The 19,171-nt window shown below is 31.9% G+C and carries 20 protein-coding genes; 7 read left to right on the top strand and 13 right to left on the bottom strand.

Annotated elements, in window-relative coordinates; genetic code table 11:
- Positions 1-21 precede the first annotated feature (21 nt).
- The 6 genes from NZD85_RS12135 to NZD85_RS12110 form a co-directional block, all read right to left on the bottom strand.
- Entirely contained in the window at positions 22-927 is a 906-nt protein-coding gene (locus NZD85_RS12135; protein WP_260542023.1) for a hypothetical protein, read from the bottom strand.
- A 638-nt stretch (positions 928-1,565) separates the two neighbouring features.
- A complete protein-coding gene (locus tag NZD85_RS12130; RefSeq protein WP_171621877.1) occupies positions 1,566-1,850 on the bottom strand; it encodes an addiction module antidote protein in 285 nt (94 codons plus the stop codon).
- Between the two features lie 147 nt (positions 1,851-1,997).
- Positions 1,998-2,156, bottom strand: coding sequence for a type II toxin-antitoxin system RelE/ParE family toxin (locus NZD85_RS12125; protein ID WP_260542021.1), 159 nt, complete (start codon positions 2,154-2,156; stop codon positions 1,998-2,000).
- Between the two features lie 205 nt (positions 2,157-2,361).
- Positions 2,362-3,054 (bottom strand): IS1 family transposase, encoded by a 693-nt coding sequence (locus NZD85_RS12120; RefSeq protein WP_260542019.1) that lies wholly within the window; start codon positions 3,052-3,054, stop codon positions 2,362-2,364.
- Positions 3,055-3,376: 322 nt separating this feature from the next.
- Positions 3,377-3,799, bottom strand: coding sequence for a hypothetical protein (locus NZD85_RS12115; RefSeq protein WP_188319200.1), 423 nt, complete (start codon positions 3,797-3,799; stop codon positions 3,377-3,379).
- Positions 3,800-3,802: 3 nt separating this feature from the next.
- A complete protein-coding gene (locus NZD85_RS12110; protein ID WP_260542015.1) occupies positions 3,803-4,732 on the bottom strand; it encodes an RHS repeat domain-containing protein in 930 nt (309 codons plus the stop codon).
- Between the two features lie 1,002 nt (positions 4,733-5,734).
- On the opposite strand from NZD85_RS12110, the gene NZD85_RS14805 reads away from it, so the two are divergent.
- A protein-coding gene (locus NZD85_RS14805) for an IS3 family transposase (RefSeq protein ID WP_396127064.1) occupies positions 5,735-7,101 on the top strand; the annotation gives its coding sequence in 2 pieces (ribosomal slippage) (positions 5,735-6,194 and positions 6,194-7,101; 1,368 coding nt in all).
- Between the two features lie 70 nt (positions 7,102-7,171).
- Here the strand turns inward: NZD85_RS14805 and proS are convergent.
- Complete coding sequence (gene proS / locus NZD85_RS12095; protein ID WP_171621871.1) at positions 7,172-8,650, bottom strand: proline--tRNA ligase; 1,479 nt, start codon at positions 8,648-8,650, stop codon at positions 7,172-7,174.
- A 103-nt stretch (positions 8,651-8,753) separates the two neighbouring features.
- Here proS and NZD85_RS12090 point away from each other — a divergent pair, with 103 nt between their 5' ends.
- Positions 8,754-10,004, top strand: coding sequence for a hypothetical protein (locus tag NZD85_RS12090; RefSeq protein ID WP_260542010.1), 1,251 nt, complete (start codon positions 8,754-8,756; stop codon positions 10,002-10,004).
- 20 nt (positions 10,005-10,024) lie between these two features.
- Complete coding sequence (locus tag NZD85_RS12085; protein ID WP_225539847.1) at positions 10,025-11,416, top strand: OmpP1/FadL family transporter; 1,392 nt, start codon at positions 10,025-10,027, stop codon at positions 11,414-11,416.
- 81 nt (positions 11,417-11,497) lie between these two features.
- Here the strand turns inward: NZD85_RS12085 and NZD85_RS12080 are convergent, their stop codons facing one another.
- Positions 11,498-12,250: a head GIN domain-containing protein gene (locus NZD85_RS12080; protein ID WP_260542007.1), complete on the bottom strand. Its 753-nt coding sequence runs from the start codon at positions 12,248-12,250 to the stop codon at positions 11,498-11,500.
- Positions 12,251-12,363: 113 nt separating this feature from the next.
- Here NZD85_RS12080 and NZD85_RS12075 point away from each other — a divergent pair, with 113 nt between their 5' ends.
- From NZD85_RS12075 to NZD85_RS12060, 4 genes are all read left to right on the top strand, one after another.
- Positions 12,364-13,128 carry an exodeoxyribonuclease III gene (locus NZD85_RS12075; protein WP_171621866.1) on the top strand — a complete coding sequence of 255 codons (765 nt, stop codon included), beginning with the start codon at positions 12,364-12,366 and terminating at the stop codon, positions 13,126-13,128.
- A 10-nt stretch (positions 13,129-13,138) separates the two neighbouring features.
- A complete protein-coding gene (locus tag NZD85_RS12070; RefSeq protein ID WP_260542004.1) occupies positions 13,139-13,654 on the top strand; it encodes a hypothetical protein in 516 nt (171 codons plus the stop codon).
- A gap of 80 nt (positions 13,655-13,734) precedes the next feature.
- Positions 13,735-14,208: a GNAT family N-acetyltransferase gene (locus NZD85_RS12065; RefSeq protein WP_260542002.1), complete on the top strand. Its 474-nt coding sequence runs from the start codon at positions 13,735-13,737 to the stop codon at positions 14,206-14,208.
- A gap of 115 nt (positions 14,209-14,323) precedes the next feature.
- Positions 14,324-14,974 carry a peptidase associated/transthyretin-like domain-containing protein gene (locus NZD85_RS12060; protein WP_225542175.1) on the top strand — a complete coding sequence of 217 codons (651 nt, stop codon included), beginning with the start codon at positions 14,324-14,326 and terminating at the stop codon, positions 14,972-14,974.
- 156 nt (positions 14,975-15,130) lie between these two features.
- Here NZD85_RS12060 and NZD85_RS12055 read toward each other — a convergent pair whose 3' ends face one another.
- The 5 genes from NZD85_RS12055 to NZD85_RS12035 form a co-directional block, all read right to left on the bottom strand.
- Positions 15,131-15,655 carry a DUF4136 domain-containing protein gene (locus NZD85_RS12055; RefSeq protein WP_260541997.1) on the bottom strand — a complete coding sequence of 175 codons (525 nt, stop codon included), beginning with the start codon at positions 15,653-15,655 and terminating at the stop codon, positions 15,131-15,133.
- A 67-nt stretch (positions 15,656-15,722) separates the two neighbouring features.
- Positions 15,723-16,238 carry an NUDIX domain-containing protein gene (locus NZD85_RS12050; RefSeq protein ID WP_171621862.1) on the bottom strand — a complete coding sequence of 172 codons (516 nt, stop codon included), beginning with the start codon at positions 16,236-16,238 and terminating at the stop codon, positions 15,723-15,725.
- A gap of 17 nt (positions 16,239-16,255) precedes the next feature.
- Positions 16,256-17,143, bottom strand: coding sequence for a site-specific tyrosine recombinase XerD (xerD, locus tag NZD85_RS12045; RefSeq protein WP_171621861.1), 888 nt, complete (start codon positions 17,141-17,143; stop codon positions 16,256-16,258).
- Positions 17,144-18,727 carry a S41 family peptidase gene (locus tag NZD85_RS12040; protein WP_188319210.1) on the bottom strand — a complete coding sequence of 528 codons (1,584 nt, stop codon included), beginning with the start codon at positions 18,725-18,727 and terminating at the stop codon, positions 17,144-17,146.
- Positions 18,728-19,171 (bottom strand): deoxycytidylate deaminase, encoded by a 444-nt coding sequence (locus NZD85_RS12035; RefSeq protein WP_171621859.1) that lies wholly within the window; start codon positions 19,169-19,171, stop codon positions 18,728-18,730.

Genomic DNA, 19,171 nt, shown 5'->3' with positions numbered 1-19,171 from the left:
AATGGTATATTTATTCTCATCTTAATCGCTTATTTTAGTAAATAATATTTCTCTTGCATAATTAGCTGCTATTGTTGGATTATCTTTAGCTGTAAGACTATTTCCTAATCCTACTCCTGCTAAAGGAGAGTGTATTCTTAAAACAAGAGAATCTCCTGCTTGTAATCGAACCGTAGTTGTAGCAAACGCTGCTGTATTAGAATCTCCTCCAATTCCAAGAACAGAATACGCGTCTGGTAAAAAAGTTAATAATTTTGTTTCATTAGTCGTATTAATTGAAGAGTTATTCTTATAGAGATAAAGCTGATATTGAGGATCTCCTGTTAAAGATAAAACTCCTACTGTTTTCGACGGAATATTAATAGCTATTTCATAAACACCATCTTGTGTAATAGCAAATTCTGAATCAGCACGCTCTCTGTTACCAGAAGAACTTGTAGTTCGTCCAGGTCGTTTTATAATCCCTAAATTATTGTAAACTTCTTTAGGAAAATCTAAGGGTTCGTGACGACCACAAACAATAACAACTACAACTGAACCACATGTAACAGCTCTTTCTTCATTACCATTTGTTGTAAAACGAGCTCTATTTGCTTCGAAACTAGTATTATCTTTAGCTTCATTCAACCATTCCTGTCCATTATAGCTATGAAAAGTAGAATAAGTGGTATTATGCATAATGTTTCCTATCATTGTAGGATCATCTTCATAATTATCTGGTTCGGAAGAATTATATAGAGGTAAATACTCTTCTTTTGTAATTGCAGGAAGCATTACTCCATAATTATCTCCATTATATTGTCCGTCTATTTGTAAGATGGCATGTTCATGTATGTCGATCGTATTTTTTTTTGTAATCCCTACTTGGGAATAACTAAAAATACACGACATAAAAATAAAAAATAATTGAAATTTATTATAATTCATATTCTTAATTGTATTTGTTTAACTATTTATTTAGGGTAGTTTTTGAATGTTATAGCGTTTCATAATTTTGTTTTTGTCATTTATCAAGGTGAAATTTGTTCAATGTACGTTGTTGAAATAAATTATAAACTATTCATTTTAAATTAATTATATTGTTAGATTAACGTTCTCTTTAAATTGATTACTAAAATGTAAAAACTAGCTTTTCTTAAGAAAAAGCTAGTTGGTTTAGCTAATTATGTCCTTATCCTGTATTACAGGTTTTACATAGTTTAATTGAGTTGCTAATTTACTAATTTATTGATATATAACATTAAATAGGAGTGAGTAAATATAATTTAGTCATTAATTATTTGTTTAATAAATGGATAAATTATTATTTATATGATTGTTAGGTTTTAAAAATTTTATGTTTATTATTTTAATTATTAATTAAAATTTAATACGTTAATATAATATTGACTTATTATTTTACTCATTATACCCGAAAAAAGTGATATTAGAATGGAGATAGAGGAGTATGAAAAATACTTGTCACTTCTAAAATAGAGATTGGTTTTAATGAGAACACCTACTAAACATAATTGATATTATAGGGCATTAAAAAAACCTCCAATTAGGAGGTCTATATTTATCTATTAAGCTTGAACAGGATTTACTTGTATTTGTCCTCCCACAGCTTTTAAAACTTTCATTATAGTTCCAAATTGAGGTTTTGAACCATCAGATAAAGCTTTATATAAACTTGGACGACTAAGACCTGTTTCTTCTGCTATTTTAGTCATTCCAATTGCTTTTGCAATGTTTCCAATAGCAGTGATGATTTCATTTTCATTACCATCTTCTAAGACTGCATTTAAGTATTCAGCAATCATTTCATTACTATCTAAATAATCGGCTATATCAAATTTTGATGTTTCCATGTTTCTTTATTTTTTTAATTTATCCCATATTTCTTTAGCTTTCTCAATATCTTTTTGTTGAGTAGATTTATCTCCTCCGATAAGCAGAATTACTATTTTACCATCCATTTCTTTGAAATACACTCTATATCCTTTAGCATAGTTGATCTATAATTCTCGAATTCCATTGCCAACAGGTTCACAATCTCCAAAGTGTTCTTCTTTTTCTAATTTTTGAATTCTAACTAAAATTTTAGCCTTTGCTCGTAAGTCTTTTAACTTACGAAACCATTTATCAAAATCAGTAGTTTTTTCAATAAAGTACATTTCTTTTTGTATTCACTTGGATACAAATTTAATGATTTTTAAGGATATAAAAAATTGTATTTTAAACAATATACCTACTAAACATAATCTTAAATTACAAATCATAAAAAAAACCTCCATTTGGAGGTTTTATATTTCTGTTTTACATAAAAGGTGTTATAAAATTTTAGTAAGATTGATTTATTTGGATAAATAGTCTGGTAGTTCAGCTCCAAAAATAAATGGTTAGGATAGCGGATAGTATGTCCATGTTTTTTGTGTAGCAAATGGTTTTTCGGTTTAATCGTTTCAGATGAGTGCGTAGATTAAGGTGATTTCTTTCGATATGATTGGTAGATCGAAACCTGGTTGAATGAAGTGCAGAAGGAATAACTAACCGATAAGTATTGAGTTTATCGGTATAAATCTTTGTTGGTTTTGTTTGAATGATAGGGTTAAGGAGTTTTTTGAAGATCTCTATTGTTCGATAACCGACATGAAAAGTATGTATTTTTCGAGTGTGAAGTGAAAAAGTATAGGTAATCCAAATAGGTTTTAGGCGTTTTTTATGAAAGGTTCTGAGTTCATCGACTTGAAATTCCCTATCTTCTATGGTTAGTTTGGGTGGAATTATTTTTGAAGCGATTTCTAAAAGCCGTTTGAGTAGTGTGGTTGGAGATATTTGTAAATAACGAGCTGTACTTCTAATCCCTAATCCTTCTTTGGTTAATTGGATAATATTGAAATTTATGGTGGAAAGATAAGCCTTATAACTATAAAATTCTACTTTGGTATGATGACAAAATTTACATTTATAACGTTGTTTTCCGTTCTTCGTTTTTCCATATTTGATTAATTTATCAGAACAATTGGAACACATTTTTGCTTGATTTTCTATCATAAAAGTTGATTTTGTCATACATTGTTAATGATAAATTGTGTTAAAATTTTCTACCAACACATCTGATACACAAACTTATCAAATGAATTGATTTTAGTTGTTTTAAGTGAATAAAAATACCCAATAATAGAGATTAGTCCACCATTGGGTAAAGTTATTTTATAATTAAAATATTGTTTGTGTGTCTTTTACGAGTCAACAACACATCTGATACACTACCGAAATTAAAGCTTTATTAAAACTGATAAAATAACAAAAGACAAACCTTGGTTTGCCTTTTGTGGCATTGTTAAATATGTTTGTATTCTACCAACACATCTGGAACACTACCATGTTCCTCTTAATAATTCTCTAAAAATTTTTTTATTTCATTTTTATCTATAGGAATTGGTGGTTCTTGCCAACCTTTTGCGGGTACTTCTGTTATGGTATCTGGCACAAATAAAAATGGTATTAGCATTGAATTTTCAGGATTTCCTTCTTCAAATACAACAAAATAGCGTTTACCTACAAAAAGATTATTAGATTTATTGAATGCTATTTCTCTTTTATATTCTATATTATTAATTTTAAAAGAATATAGAAATTGATCGTCCCTTCTTGGATTTTTTTTAAAATCAAAAATCGTTCCTATAGTATATTCGGAACTAATCATAAGTTTTGAAAATTTTCTTTTTTGATTTAGAAGTAAAACTGAACCTATTACTGCTACAATTAATATTCCTAAAAAATACTGTTGAGTTTTGGATAATTTAAATTTCATTTACTAAGGTTTTATATATTTTTCAACTTTTTCATCAATACTATTTCCGCCAATTTTATTTATAACTGCTCCAGTAACTTCTGCGGCGACGTCACCTCCTCCTGTATTTTTTATTACACCAGTAAAAATATTACTTTGAAACGGTAATAAAGTTGATTTTAGTATTGCTTTAGTTACATCTTGTGAAGTAAGCTCTTTTTCTGGATCTAAAGCTATTTGTCCTAATTGAGTAGTCTCAGAGGCTGCTCCAGAAAATGCAGACGGAACAACAGCTCCTGCAACAGCAGAAACTATATTAACATCTTCAGGTTTATCACTAAAAATAGTTTGTGTATATACATCAGTAGCTGTTTTAATAACAACTATAATAAATTTTGATTCTCCAACAATTGATCCATAAGCGACTAATTCGGGTAAAATAATTGGAGATAATAAAAAGGCAGAACCTTTAACTAATCCCCATTCAGCTTCTCTTTTAGCATTTTGCATTATTAAATATCTATCTATATTTTTAGGAGAAAGTACATTTCTGTAGGCTCTATCTACATGATTACCAAAAAAGGCAGATTTAAGATCAGGTGTAGGTATATTAATATTAATTCCTGAAAATCCAGAATTATTAGATTTTGAAGCATAAACTACCACTGTTTGAAGTTCAATAGGGTCATCTTCATCTCCTGGTCCTGCTACTTGCATTCCATCAGGATCAATAAAATAAATAGGATTATTAAGAGTATAAGTATAAGGGCTATGAGAAAAATATTTAGGAGCCATAGCATCCACATTAAACCAACGTCCTATAGCAGGATCGTAGTTTCTTGCGCCGTAGTCGTACAGATTTAGGTTTAATTCATCTTGTAACTCTTTACCATTGTATTTGTACTTATAATTCGCAGAACCAGAACTTGTTCCTAATCCAATGCCTATTTCCACACTTCCAATACCTCCTGTAATATCTTTCGGTGGTTTATTATACCCCTGGTGTTGTAAGCCAAACGGATAATAATGGTCTTCGTTTACGGTTTTTAATTTACTGTTTACATTGTCCCATGCATAACTTACGCGGACACTCGCTTCACTCGGGTCATTTCACGAAAAACTTTATTAAAGTTTTTCATTCATGAATCAAAATGATCAGTATAATTGTACACATAACTAAATGCTATACCATTGGTCACATTAACATATCCTTCTACTGTTGGGAAAAACTGTAATACATTGTTTTGGCACTGAAAACCACCTAAATAATCGGTTGTAGTAATGGTAGTCCCATCTGTTACGATTTTTCTTAACTTTACACCACTTGCATCGTAGGTATAATTGATCTTTTTGGATGCATTCCAAAGAACTTCTGTAGGTAAATTTAAGAAATTATAGGTAATTTTTGTTATTCCTTTGTTTAAATCTTCCCTTTCTTCGCCCTACCATAGTTAATTATAACAATTAGAACAGTTTTTGTTTGAGAATTTATTGGAAAATTTGTTCAATTAATTTTAATAAAAGATTGATAGAAATCGACCATAATATACTATATTTATCAATCAGCTTCAATGAATTAGAAACGCTTCTATTTTTTCAAGATTCTTTCAATTCGATTGCTTACATTCATCCTTCTATAACGCCTTTATACTACCTCTATAGTGCGTTTTTATCGCATCTATACCGAATAAATAGGGAGGTTTATTCGGTCTAAGTGGGAGGGTACTCACATAAAACGTTGAAGAATGAATACATATTACTCTAAAAAAAGGAAACTTCATTTCCAAAATATTTAAGAGTATCCAGATTCAAAGAATTTATTTTAAACGTGTTAAAAACTAAAAAAAATAGTTTTCCTACTACAGCAATTACATCAGAATAACATAAGACAAAATAAAAAAAGAAGCTATAAATACACTGCCCCCAAAAAGTTAGACACTTTTGGGGGCATTTTTTATGACAAGAAAAGTAAAATATGGTGTAGCATTTAAGTTACGCTGTGTGAAAGAAGTTTTAGAAAAACATCGAACAATACGTTCAATTAGTAAAAAAGAAAATATACATGCTTCTTTATTAAAGAAATGGGTTTCTGATTATCATAATCAAGGAATTTCAGGTATAGAACCTAAAAAAAACCAAACGTATAGCGTTGAATTTAAGTTGAAAGTTATTAAGACTATAACCAAACAGTTTCTTAGTTTGCGTGAAGCACGCTTGAAATTTAATATTCCAAGTGAATCGGTTATTATAAAATGGCAAAAAGATTTTGCTACCTTTGGAATAGACGGATTAAAACCCAAACCAAAAGGCCGTCCCAAGACTATGAGCACATCTAAGGGTGGACCTAAAAAATCGAAACAACCGTTAACAAGAGAAGAAGAACTATTGTTGGAGATTGAACGTTTACGTTGTGAAGTTGCACTCTTAAAAAAGTTCAATGCCTTAATTCAAGCCGAGGAAGAAAAACAAAAGAAACTTGGACGCAAGCCATAAATGAATTAAGGCCAGAATTTCATCTAAATTTACTTTTAGATTGTACACATATGGCTAGAAGCAGCTTTTACTATCATATTTCACGTAGTAAAACAGATAAATACGAGGAATTAAAACTTAAGATAAAATCCATTTATCATCAGCATAAAGGGCGATATGGCTATCGACGAATTACCGATGAATTAAGAAAATCAGGAACTATCATCAATCATAAAACTGTTCTTAAACTGATGAATAGCTTAGGATTAAAGAGTTTGATTCGAAGAAAAAAATACAAATCTTACAAAGGAGAACAAGGAAAGATTGCACCAAACATCTTGCAAAGAGCATTTAAGGCTGATAAACCCAACCAAAAATGGGTAACAGATGTTACCGAGTTTAAAGTAAAAGATAAAAAACTATATTTATCACCGATAATGGATCTGTACAATCAAGAAATTATCAGCTATGAGTTAAGCGAACGACCTGTTTTTAATCAAGTAACTCAAATGCTTAAAAAGGCATTTAAAATAACGAAAGACACTAAAGATTTGATATTACATTCAGATCAAGGATGGCAATATCAAATGAAACAATATCAGGCTTTATTAAATGAAAAAGGAATCATACAAAGTATGAGTAGAAAAGGAAATTGCTTAGATAATGCTATTATCGAGAATTTCTTCGGAATACTGAAATCGGAACTATTTTATTTACAAAAATTTAATTCTATTGAAGAGCTAAAAAAAGAAATAAAACAATACATTTACTATTACAATAACGATAGAATAAAATCGAACTTAAATAAAATGAGCCCGATACAATATCGAACTCATTTTTATAATTATTAATTTTTAATCTGTCCAAACTTTTGGGTGCAGTCTATAAATAGCTTCTTTTTTTATTAGTAAGATTTAATTTTTAGTACGCTTTCGCATATAAAACTCTGTATTTTGCAGGTTTTCCAGAGAAAATATCCACTCCTTCTGTTGGTATTTCGAACGCTTGAGGAATACAACGAATAGTTGCTTTTGTTGCATTTTTCACTGCTTCTTCCGTTTCTTCTGTTCCATCCCATAAGGCAGAAACAAAACCTCCTTTTTGCTCGATAATATCTTTAAATTCTTCGAAAGTTGAAGCTTCTGTTGTATGCGTATCGCGGAAGTCTACTGCACGTTGGAATAAATTATTTTGAATATCTTCTAATAATTTTTCTACCTCTGTTGAAACATGATCTAAAGCAATAAATTGTTTTTCTAACGTATCACGGCGCGCTACCTCAACATGACCTTTTTCTAAATCTTTTGGACCTATTGCAATTCGTACAGGAACACCTTTCAGTTCGTATTCAGCAAATTTCCATCCTGGTTTCGTTTTATCATCATCATCAAATTTGATTGAAATTCCTTTCGATTTCAATTCTGACGTAAATTTATCAACCACTTGACGAATCTCTTCTAATTGTTCTTCAGTTTTATAAATTGGAACAACCACCACTTGAATTGGTGCCAATTTCGGAGGTAAAACCAATCCTAAATCGTCAGAATGAGTCATAATTAATGCCCCCATCAAACGAGTAGAAACACCCCAAGAAGTTGCCCAAACATACTCTTGTTTACCTTCTTTACTTGCAAATTTCACATCAAATGCTTTCGCAAAATTTTGACCTAAAAAGTGAGAAGTTCCCGCTTGTAAGGCTTTACCATCTTGCATCAATGCTTCGATTGTATACGTATCATCAGCACCAGCAAAACGTTCAGAATCTGATTTTCTACCTTTTACAACTGGAATAGCCATAAAATTCTCTACCACATCAGCATACACTTCCTGCATTTGTTGTGCTTCTGCAATTGCTTCTTCTTGTGTTTCGTGAGCAGTATGTCCTTCTTGCCATAAAAATTCAGCTGTTCTTAAAAATAAGCGTGTACGCATTTCCCAACGAACAACATTTGCCCATTGATTAATTAAGATTGGTAAATCGCGATACGATTGTATCCACCCTTTGTAAGTACTCCAAATGATTGCTTCGGAAGTCGGACGAACAATTAATTCTTCTTCTAACTTTGCTTCGGGATCCACGATCAATTTTCCTTTGTTATCTGGATCATTTTTTAATCGATAATGTGTAACAACTGCACACTCTTTTGCAAAACCTTCTGCATTTTTTTCTTCGGCTTCGAATAAACTTTTAGGAACAAATAAGGGGAAATAAGCATTTTGATGACCAGTTTCTTTAAATCTTTTGTCTAGTTCTGCTTGTAGTTTTTCCCAAATAGCATATCCGTATGGTTTAATCACCATACAACCTCTAACCTTCGAATTTTCAGCTAGATTCGCTTTTACAACAAGCTCATTGTACCACTTAGAATAATCCTCAGCACGAGTTGTTAATTTTGCCATAATCTTTTATATTTGTTGATAAGTTTCGTATCTTTACTTGGCATTATTATTGCCATTAAATTTATGCAAATTTAATTATTACAAACGATGTAAATTTATAATTATGAACAAAGTTTATAAAATTTCTAATAAAATTTCTTCAACTACTCTATTACTGGTAGCCGCGTTAGGAATTTCTTCTTGTTCGACTTATCAACCAAGTGGTTACGAAAGCGACGGTGTTTATTACAACCCGAAAACAGATAAAACATATCAACAAGCTCAACCACAAGACGATAATGAACAAGATAATCTTGGAGAAATAAAAATTGGTAGTCCATACTTTGATGCCGAAGGAAATGGAGCAGAGCAATTTTATTACCAAGATGATTTGGATAGTACACAAAATGGCACTTCTGAAAAATCGACAACAAAAGTTAAAATTAACGGATACGATTTAGGTGGATACAACTATTTCGGAAACAATGATTATACGCTTTCACTAAGCGGAACTAACAGTTATAATTGGGGAAGAAATGACGGTGTAGAAATTAACATTTGGAACAACTATCCTTGGTACAGCTATGGCTGGGGTGGATTTTATAATCCATATCATTGGGGTTATTATAACCCTTGGTATGGCGGATGGTACGGAAATGGATTTGGGATCTCATTCGGTTGGGGTTGGAGCAGCCCTTGGTACAATGGTTACTACGGATGGGGTTGGAACAGACCTTACTATTCAGGATATTATGGATGGAATAATTGGTATGGATATCCTGGTTACTATGGTAATGGATATTATGGATACTATCGTCCAAGAGGGATTTATTCTCAGCCAGGATATAGAAACGGAGGTCGTTTTAATAACTCAATCAATTCAACACGTCCAATAGGAAGTTACGGAAGAGGAAATGTCTCTAACGGAATTCGACCTTCAAGAGTTAGTAATATTAACGGTTCTGCAACTCGTCCTACTCGTGAAGTGAGACCAGGAAGTACAAGTACTGTTCGAGAAACTCGTCCAACTCGTGAAGTAAGACCAACGATCAATCAAGGACAAATAAACAATACACGTCCAACAAGAGAAGTTAGACCTTCTGTTAATCAGGGACAAAATAACACAACTCGTCCAACTCGTGAAGTAAGACCAGCTCAAACACAGCAACCAACATACAACACAAGACCAACGAGAGAAGCACAACAATATCAACAACCAAGTAGAAGTTACGACAGAGGAAGTATGAATAACTCTCGTCCTTCATACTCAACTCCCGCTCCAAGTAGAGGAAGTAGCATGAGCAGCGGAAGCATGGGAGGTGGATCTCGTGGAAGCATGGGAGGCGGAGGCTCTCGTGGTGGAGGAAGAAGATAATTTGATTTAGATAATTAATAATGAAAAAAATAATTACAAGCCTTTGCACCTTAATTGGTGCATTTGCTTTTGCACAACAAGGTACAGGTTACGACACTCAGTACTCTACAAACGCAATTAATTTATACTCTCAAGATATCAATAGTGGAAATGCCAAATATATTGGTGTTGGTGGAGCTGTTGGAGCTTTAGGAAGTGATATAAACTCTGTAGAACAAAACCCTGCAGGATTAGGTGTTGCAATTAATTCTGATGTACAATTTACAGCTGGAGTTTCTACATTTAACAACACAACTACTTTTGGAACAAAAATAAAAGAATCTGATAGTAATTTTGATTTTCAACAATTCGGAGGAACATTTGTTTTCGAAAACCCTGGTTCTAAATGGAACAGGTTTTCTGTTGGAGTAGCTTTTCTTAATCAACGCTTAGACAATTATTCAACAATTGGCACGAACGAAGGGATTAAGTTTACTGATCCTGATGGAACTTTTAATGGTTACATTAAAGATATTGACGGATACAAATCTAAATTCTCGGTTAATTTAGGTACAAGTTATGATGATAAAATCTATTTAGGTGCAGGATTAAATTTTCATGAAACAAATTATTCAGGATTTGAACAATATGCCGAACGTGATGATAACAATGGTCAAACCTATGTTTATAACGCAGATGGCGCACCTTATAGTGAAATAGGACAAGGCTTTTCGTTCTCTTTAGGAGCTATTTACAAAGTGAACCACAATGTACGTTTAGGAGCAGCTTATCATTCTCCTGTTTGGTACAATGTTGCTGAAGATTATTATGCTGCAAACTTTAACAATGATGGAGCAGTTGATTCTTACTATATGTATTCTTCAGATTATGACATGACTCGTGGTGGACGTTTAGTAGGAAGTTTAGGTTTTGTTGTGGGTAAAAACTTATCAATTGGTGCTGATTATACGTACCACATGAATAACGACACAAAATTAAAACCTTCTCAATATTTCAATAATACAAACAACTTCATCAATCATTTTGTAAAGAACTCGAGCGAAGTTAGAGTTGGTGCAGAGTATCGTGTAGATCGTTTCAAAGTAAGAGCCGGATACAACTATGTCACTTCTCCTTACAAAGATTTCTCTATCGATTTAGCAAATGAAAACAATGTGGTAACAAACGCTGCTGTTTTATCTAAAGCTTTTCAAGGAGATATTAACCGTGCAAGTTTTGGTTTAGGATACGATTTTGGAGGATTCTATATTGATGCTGCTTATCAATACCAAACTCAAAAATACCAACAGTTAATAGGTGGAACAGATTATATTGACACAAGCTACAATTTTGTTTCTTTACCTAATACGTATGCCCCAAAAGTTAAATTAGACAACAATTTATTCTTGTTAACATTAGGTTGGCAGTTTTAATATAAAACATTTAAAAGCATAAAAAAATCGGATAAAATTCATCCGATTTTTTTATGCTAATATTTTACATTTATAAAAGACTTACATCTTTTTTATTGAAGACATTCCAGAAGTACTTACTTTCGTTTTCAATCCATTTTCATCTACATAGCGAACAGAACTTGCTCCAGAACTATCGGCAGTCAAGCTATTCACAGCCCAAACAGTTGTTGAACTTGCACCAGAACACTCTACTGTTACATTTGCAGCTTTAAGCTCTTTTCCAATAAACGATGATGCTCCCGAAACAGAGATGTTTAAATCCTGTACATTTCCAGTAATTTTCATGCTTGAAGCGCCAGAATTATCAACAGAAATAGAATTAGAAACTACATCTAATTTCAAATTACTTGCTCCCGATAAATCTACTGCTAATTTTTCTACTTTTTGGGTTGGAATAACGGTTACATTCGTTGCACCAGAAAGATTGAATGAACGTAATTTTTTATGTGGAAAGTTAACTTTAATCGTAGCATTTTTCAGATTAACAGTACCTTTAATTTTAATCACTAAAATACCTTTTTCTACTTCGGTTACAATTCTATCCAATATATTATCTGGGGCTTCAACAGAAATTTCGCCATCATAATTACCATCAGAAACCGTTACATTTATTGCACTACTGACATCAATTCCTTCAAAAGAAGAAATTTTCCGTACCTCTTTGATCGTATTATCACTTGCTTCTGCGCGATCTAAATAATTAGAAGCAGGAGATTTAGAATTTAAATCTACCGAACAACTCGCTAATCCAAACGAACTGACTATTAAAATGGGAAGAACAATGTATTTCATATTGATGCTTTTTATTATTAAGACGTATTAATTTCTAAAAAGTTACAAAAAATATTCACTTTATTTATCATTCTAAATCAATCCGTCATAAATATTTATTAATTTCGCTTTCTATGAAAATCATCAGTTACAATGTAAATGGAATTCGCGCTGCGATAACCAAAGGTTTGGTTGATTGGTTAGAAGCCGCACAACCAGATGTTTTTTGTATTCAAGAAACAAAAGCGATGCAAGAACAAGTAGACACAAAACCCTTCGAGGATTTGGGCTACCATATTTATTGGCATGCTGCAGAGAAAAAAGGATATAGCGGTGTCGCAATTTTTTCTAAAATAAAACCTAATCACGTACAAATCGGAACTGGAATAGATTATATTGACAGAGAAGGACGTGTTTTGAGGCTTGACTTTGACAATGTTTCCGTCATTAGTTTATATTTACCAAGTGGAACTAATATTGATCGATTAGATTTTAAATTACAGTTTTGTGATGATTTTAAGGATTACATCAAAGAGCTTAAAATATCACATCCTAATTTAGTAATTTGTGGTGATTACAACATCTGTCACGAAGCAATTGATATTCATGATCCTGTTCGTAACGCAAAAGTTTCGGGATTTTTACCCATCGAAAGAGAATGGATGTCAGCTTTTATTGATGAGTGTAACATGATTGATTCTTTCCGATATTTTGTAAAAGAACCTCATCATTATTCATGGTGGTCTTATCGAGCAAATTCTCGCAACAATAATAAAGGTTGGAGAATAGATTACAATATGGTAAGTACTACTTTAGAAGAAAAAATGACGCGTGCTACAATTCTACCAGATGCAAAGCACTCGGATCATTGTCCTGTTTTATTAGAGTTAGACGTTTAAGATTATAGAAATGAAAAAAATTGTACTTTGTTGTTTTACCCTTTTCGCAATTACAAGTTGCGTACCTCAGAAACAACACCAAGAATTAGAAATTAATTACTACAAAGCTTTAGACGATCAGTCGAATACATCGAAAGAGTTGAAATTAGCAAATCTTAAAATAGAAACTCTTGAAAAAGATTTAGCTAAAACGAAGAGTGAGTTGCACATCAAAGATACCGCTTTATCGAATGCGCAATCTATGATTAGAATTGCTCAAAAAGAACACGATACGAATTTGCAAGAATTGTATTCAGCTTTAAATAGTACTGGAGAAAAATCTAAACTTTTCTATGCGCAATTAAACGAAAAAGAAAAGCAAGTTGCCGAATTAACGCAAAAAGTAAACGATTTAGAAGCTAAGATTGATCAAAAAGATACAGAAATTTTCAATCTAAAAAGACAAATCTTGACATTGGAGATTAACCAAAAAGTTTCGGAAGCAACAGCTACACCTCCAAAAACTAAAACACCGAATAAAAAGTAACTATAAAAGTCTTATCTGAATTGGTAAGACTTTTTTTATTCTCTAAATCGAATTAACTTTGCATCAACTAAAACGTTTTAATGAAAGTTATTTGCGAAACAAAAAGTTTGGTATTACGAGAGTTTTTCGAAATTGATGCATTCGAATTATTTCAATTAAATTCGGACAAAGAATTGATGAAAATCGTTAATGAAAAACCTTATAAATCTGAAGACGAAGCAAAGTTTTTTATAGAAAGCATGGAAAAACATTACCAAGAGCATGGTTTTGGTCTTTGGGGTGTGCATGAAAAAAAGAGCGGACGATTTGTTGGATGGGGCGGTTTACGCCAAACTAAATATGGTCCTGTTATTAACATTCGTTTGAAACGTAAATTTCAAAACAAAGGTTATGGAACAGAAGTGCTAAATGCTATTGTGGATTACGCAAAAAATGAATTAAAATTGGATAAAATTGCTGCTAAAGCTAATGCGAATCAACCTGAAACATTGAAACTATTACAACAATCTAAACTTCAACAATCAGAGGAAAACGAATTGATTTTCAATTTATAAATAAAAAAATCTCTATTAATCACGAATTAGTATAAGTTAATCAGTTTTACATAAACATATAACGAAATTAAAAAAATTATAGTATTTTTAAAATTAATTAAAAATCATAATGATTATGAAAAACACTTTATTAATTGGAGCTTTTCTACACCTTAGTTTTTTTATTAATGCTCAATATGTTGAACCCGAAAAATCTGTAAAGGATGCTCAATTAAAAAAGCAAACTGAGATTATTACTCAACCCAAAACAAAATTTGATTCTATAGCCACTAAAAATATGCTCGCAATTGGTAATGGAAAAATTACTGGAGTTGCATTTACAAGAGCACGATCTAATTCTCATTTTGGTCTTAAAACAGGAAATAAAATATATGCAAATAAAATCAAAGTAATCTTATTTCCTGTAACACCTTATTTTAATGATTACTATACCTTATGGAAAGATAAAGCTAAACATAATCCAAAAAAAAATAGATTTGTTTATATGGAACCTGCTGCTTACAGATATAGAATAGAGGCTATTACCAATAGTAGTGGAGAATTTACATTTCCGAATATGAAACCTGGTAAGTATTATTTATATGGAACTTTAAATTATACTACAACTTTTTCAGGAAATCAATATACTGGAAGTGCATATAACGGATATGGAGGTAGAACAGATTATTATAAACCTTATGAATATTATAAAAATAGTAGCGAATTTCTTGAGTTATTTGTAGAAGTTAAATCTGACGGAGAAGAAGTAAAAGTTAAGCTAAAATGATATTGATAATTCGATCCTTGAATTAAATCATTTAAAAGAAGAAGTCTCACAACTTAATGATGTTAGGTAAAAATCTTCTATTTAAAACTTTTCTCAGATTGGAGTCTAAGAAAAAACACAAAAGAGACTGTTTTCTCAAATTGTGATACAGTCTCTTTATTTCTTTTTCGGTGGAAACTTTTGTAATAACTTGGTAACCCCTTTATGTATATTTGCTGCACGCGTTTCTGGAGAAGCCTTTAAAGGCATTTGAATTTTAAGTGTTCCTTCCCACACCAATCGACCAGCATTAGTCATCGAAATCATAAAGTTTTGATTCAACTTCTGTGACATGATCGGAATCCCGACAGAAACTCCTCCACCAAAACCGTAACCACCTGTTCCCATACCGATACCTACATTAGAATTTTGTTGTGTCGAAACAAATTCTTCTGGTTTAATATCAACCATTAAATTCCCTTCATTGGTTTTCTGAAAACCTCTATACAACATTCCTTTTTCGATTGAAGAAAATAATCGAGCAGAATCTAAATCATTTAAACCTAAATTCACTGATTGAGAAAACGTATAGGTCTTGTTCTGTTCAAAGTTAAAATTTCGATCATAATCAACCGCTACATTTTGCGTACTACATGAAACTATTGTTAGGAAAATAGCACTTAATAAAAGTATTTTATTCATTGTTTATTTTTTTAAGATGTGAAGCTGAAATATTATTTTTAAATGTTTCAATATCACATTATGTTAGTTATTTCAAAGAATTTATATACGTTTCAACTACTTTTCGTAATGAATCAAAACCGATATCACTTAAATTAATATCCTTAATAGCAATCCACTTTACAGCTGCAATTTCTTCTTTTTCAAGAATAATATCTTCGTCAGGAAAATCAGCAATAAAAGCTAAATCACAGGTCTTATAAGGGATTCCCTTGTATTCGTAATCATTGGGTTGCGAAATAAAATAGTTGAATTTTTCGATTGGAATTGTAATTCCTAACTCCTCCTCTATCTCGCGCTGGCATGTTCTTTCTGCCGATTCATCAGGATCTGTAAACCCTCCTGCCAAATCTAACATTCCTTTCTTTGGCTCTTTATTACGAACGGTAAATAAAATCTTATCTTCTCTTATTAGAATAACTGCCACAGCCGCAGCTACGTTTTGATAATAAACTAAATCGCAGTTGTTGCATGTCATTTTTCTAAAATCAAAGTGATTGATTGCATGTCCACAGTTAGGACAAAATTTGAATGATTTTATCATCTTATTTAGGTTGATGGTTATTTATTTCTTGGATGAAATTTGATAATCGCATCTCGAATAAATTCTTGATCAACATGCGTATAAATTTCTGTCGTCGTAATACTTTCATGTCCTAACATCAGCTGAATTGCACGAAGATCTGCTCCATTTTTTAATAAATGAGTGGCAAAAGAATGACGAAATGTATGTGGACTAATTGTCTTTTTAACTCCAGCAATTATCGACAACTCTTTTACAATTGTAAAAATCATGACACGTGTTAGATTTTTCCCTCGTCTATTTAGGAATAAAAAATCTTCGTATCCAACCTGAATAGGAATATGAATACGAATACTATCCTTGTACAAGTTAATATATTTTATCGTATAATCGCTTATCGGAACAAGTCTTTGTTTGTTTCCTTTTCCTATGACACGAATAAAACCATCGTCAAAAAAAAGATCAGAAATTTTAAGATTAATCAATTCCGAAACACGTAAACCACAACCGTATAGCACTTCTATAATAGCACGATTTCGCTGTCCTTCTGGTTTTGATAAATCAATTACTTCGATCATTTTATCAATTTCTTTTTCTGATAGTACATCAGGAAGTTTCATTCCTATTTTTGGTGTTTCGAGTAAAGAAGTTGGATTATCTTCTCTAAAATCTTCGAGTTGTAAGTAACCAAAGAAACTTTTCAGGCCAGATATTACACGTGCTTGCGAACGAACGCTATAATCGCTCGAGGCAAAATCGTGCACAAAATCCCTCAAATCATCTTGTGAATAATCTAATGGTTGTTTATCCGAATAATTAATTAATTTTTGAATATCGCGTAGATAACCTTCAATCGTATTGTCAGAAACTCTTTTTTCTAATTTCAGATACATTTGATAGTCATACAAAGCATCTTTCCACAGCATTTACTTCGTTATTTTTTCAAGTTCAAAAATACGCTTTATCATTTCATCTTCGGGCATCCAAACTTGATAAAATGCACGCGAACCATATAAACTACCTGCGATTGTTGCTTTCATATAGTTATCAACAGTTGTTGAAAACACAGGATTGAACTCATTAGAAGGAATTCCTAAAACACCTAAAAACTCATCTCTATACATTCCGGCACTAAAATATTTTAGAAAAATCGCCTCGTTATGAAACATAAAGAAATCGCGAATTGAATAGATTTTTTTAAATAAAAAATCATTAAAATAATTGGAGTCTTGGTTATAATACAGCCAATTTGCTACAGAATTTGTATCTAAAGCAACAAATTCGTCAGGTATAATTCCACCGCCACCATACACTTTTTTACCAGATGGCGCTGTAAACTCTAACTCTTTATTGATTTTGATTGAATCTTTATTGTATAGCTCTCCTGACTTCAATCGTTTGTATAAGTCATCGCTGTATTTTGCTGTTTTCTTATCGAATGGTTTTTGGATAGATCGTCCCGAAGGTGTGTAATAATTAGCAACCGTTAACCGAACTTTTGTGTCATCACCTAAATTAATTTCGCGCTGCACCAAACCTTTACCAAAAGAGCGACGCCCCACAATAATTCCTCTTCCATAATCTTGTAAAGCTCCTGCAACAATCTCACTCGAAGAAGCCGAATTTTCATCCATTAAGACATAAATTTTACCTTCTTCAAAAAGACCTTTATTGGTTGCGTAAATGTATTTTTTTCGTTTTTGTTTGTCTTGTGTATAAACAATCAATTCATTTTTAGTCAGAAACTCATCCGCTATTTCTTCTGCAATATGCATTAAACCACCAGGATTACCTCGTAAATCGAATACCAAGGTTTGCATCCCTTGATCTAACAAATCATTTAAACCTTGATGAACTTCTTTAGCCGAATTTTCAGAAAAACGGGTTAATTTTAGATACCCAATTTCGTTTGTCAACATATGTTTTCCTGTAACAGTTGGCAACGGAACAATTGTCCGTTTTATCGAAATTGTAAGAGGTTTCTCCTCTCTAATCACAGAAAGTTTAACCTCAGTCCCTTTTTTACCTTTCAATAGATTTTCTATCGTTTTGTTATCTTTACCGATTAACGACTGATTGTCTGCAGCTATTAATTGATCCCCAAATTGAAGTTTTCCAAAATTTGAAGTTCCAGGTAAAGTTCGTTCGATTACAATCGTATCATTCAACATTCGAAATTGCACACCAATCCCTACAAATTCACCTTTCAATTGTTCTTCAGCCTTTTGTACAGAAGCTTTGTCTATATATTTGCTGTGAGGATCTAATTTACCAACCATGTAGTTGATTGCATCATCCACTAAACTATCCGAATTAACATCGTTTACATATTCGTTGTCTATCAAAGAAACTAATCGACGAATTTTCTGTTCATTATCCGAATATTGCAAACCTACAATATCCTTGTTTTCATCGAACGCAAAGTCGTATTTTTTCCCAACCATAAATCCGATCAAGAAAATAATCAGTACGATTAATACGACATTAATAACTTTGAAAAAACTTCTCATTTACTTGTATAATTCTTCTTCTGTAATCTGTTGAATTGTTATTCCTGCTTTTTCTAAAAAATCTAACCCTGAAAGGTCTTTATATTGTTGAATGTAGACAATACGCTTTATACCTGCCTGTAAAATCAATTTGCTACAATCTGTACAAGGCGAAAGAGTAATGTACAAAGTTGCTCCTTCAGCAGATTGAGTTGACGTTGCACATTTCAGAATTGCATTTGCTTCAGCATGCAGAACATGCCATTTGGTGTTTCCTGCTTCGTCTTCACATTTGTTCTCGAATCCACTTGGTGTACCATTATAACCATCAGAAATAATCATTCGATTTTTAACAATAATTGCACCAACTTTTTTGCGTTCGCAATAGGATAAATTTGCCCACTCAAAAGCCATTTTAAGATAAGCTTTATCGTATCGTAATTGTTTGTCTAAATTTGTTTCCAT

Origin of the sequence: Empedobacter stercoris (genome assembly GCF_025244765.1) — a bacterium.
Classification (GTDB): domain Bacteria; phylum Bacteroidota; class Bacteroidia; order Flavobacteriales; family Weeksellaceae; genus Empedobacter; species Empedobacter stercoris.
The sequence above is the reverse complement of the archived record's forward strand: the minus strand, read 5'-3'. Positions and strand labels throughout refer to the sequence as shown.

Bases quoted from the DNA above. Each gene is read 5' to 3' on its own strand.
- NZD85_RS12135 (WP_260542023.1), bottom strand. From the start codon at position 927: ATGAATTATAATAAATTTCAATTATTTTTTATTTTTATGTCGTGTATT.
- NZD85_RS12130 (WP_171621877.1), bottom strand. From the start codon at position 1,850: ATGGAAACATCAAAATTTGATATAGCCGATTATTTAGATAGTAATGAA.
- NZD85_RS12125 (WP_260542021.1), bottom strand. From the start codon at position 2,156: ATGTACTTTATTGAAAAAACTACTGATTTTGATAAATGGTTTCGTAAG.
- NZD85_RS12120 (WP_260542019.1), bottom strand. From the start codon at position 3,054: ATGACAAAATCAACTTTTATGATAGAAAATCAAGCAAAAATGTGTTCC.
- NZD85_RS12115 (WP_188319200.1), bottom strand. From the start codon at position 3,799: ATGAAATTTAAATTATCCAAAACTCAACAGTATTTTTTAGGAATATTA.
- proS (WP_171621871.1), bottom strand. From the start codon at position 8,650: ATGGCAAAATTAACAACTCGTGCTGAGGATTATTCTAAGTGGTACAAT.
- NZD85_RS12090 (WP_260542010.1), top strand. From the start codon at position 8,754: ATGAACAAAGTTTATAAAATTTCTAATAAAATTTCTTCAACTACTCTA.
- NZD85_RS12085 (WP_225539847.1), top strand. From the start codon at position 10,025: ATGAAAAAAATAATTACAAGCCTTTGCACCTTAATTGGTGCATTTGCT.
- NZD85_RS12080 (WP_260542007.1), bottom strand. From the start codon at position 12,250: ATGAAATACATTGTTCTTCCCATTTTAATAGTCAGTTCGTTTGGATTA.
- NZD85_RS12075 (WP_171621866.1), top strand. From the start codon at position 12,364: ATGAAAATCATCAGTTACAATGTAAATGGAATTCGCGCTGCGATAACC.
- NZD85_RS12070 (WP_260542004.1), top strand. From the start codon at position 13,139: ATGAAAAAAATTGTACTTTGTTGTTTTACCCTTTTCGCAATTACAAGT.
- NZD85_RS12065 (WP_260542002.1), top strand. From the start codon at position 13,735: ATGAAAGTTATTTGCGAAACAAAAAGTTTGGTATTACGAGAGTTTTTC.
- NZD85_RS12060 (WP_225542175.1), top strand. From the start codon at position 14,324: ATGAAAAACACTTTATTAATTGGAGCTTTTCTACACCTTAGTTTTTTT.
- NZD85_RS12055 (WP_260541997.1), bottom strand. From the start codon at position 15,655: ATGAATAAAATACTTTTATTAAGTGCTATTTTCCTAACAATAGTTTCA.
- NZD85_RS12050 (WP_171621862.1), bottom strand. From the start codon at position 16,238: ATGATAAAATCATTCAAATTTTGTCCTAACTGTGGACATGCAATCAAT.
- xerD (WP_171621861.1), bottom strand. From the start codon at position 17,143: ATGCTGTGGAAAGATGCTTTGTATGACTATCAAATGTATCTGAAATTA.
- NZD85_RS12040 (WP_188319210.1), bottom strand. From the start codon at position 18,727: ATGAGAAGTTTTTTCAAAGTTATTAATGTCGTATTAATCGTACTGATT.
- NZD85_RS12035 (WP_171621859.1), bottom strand. From the start codon at position 19,171: ATGGAAACAAATTTAGACAAACAATTACGATACGATAAAGCTTATCTT.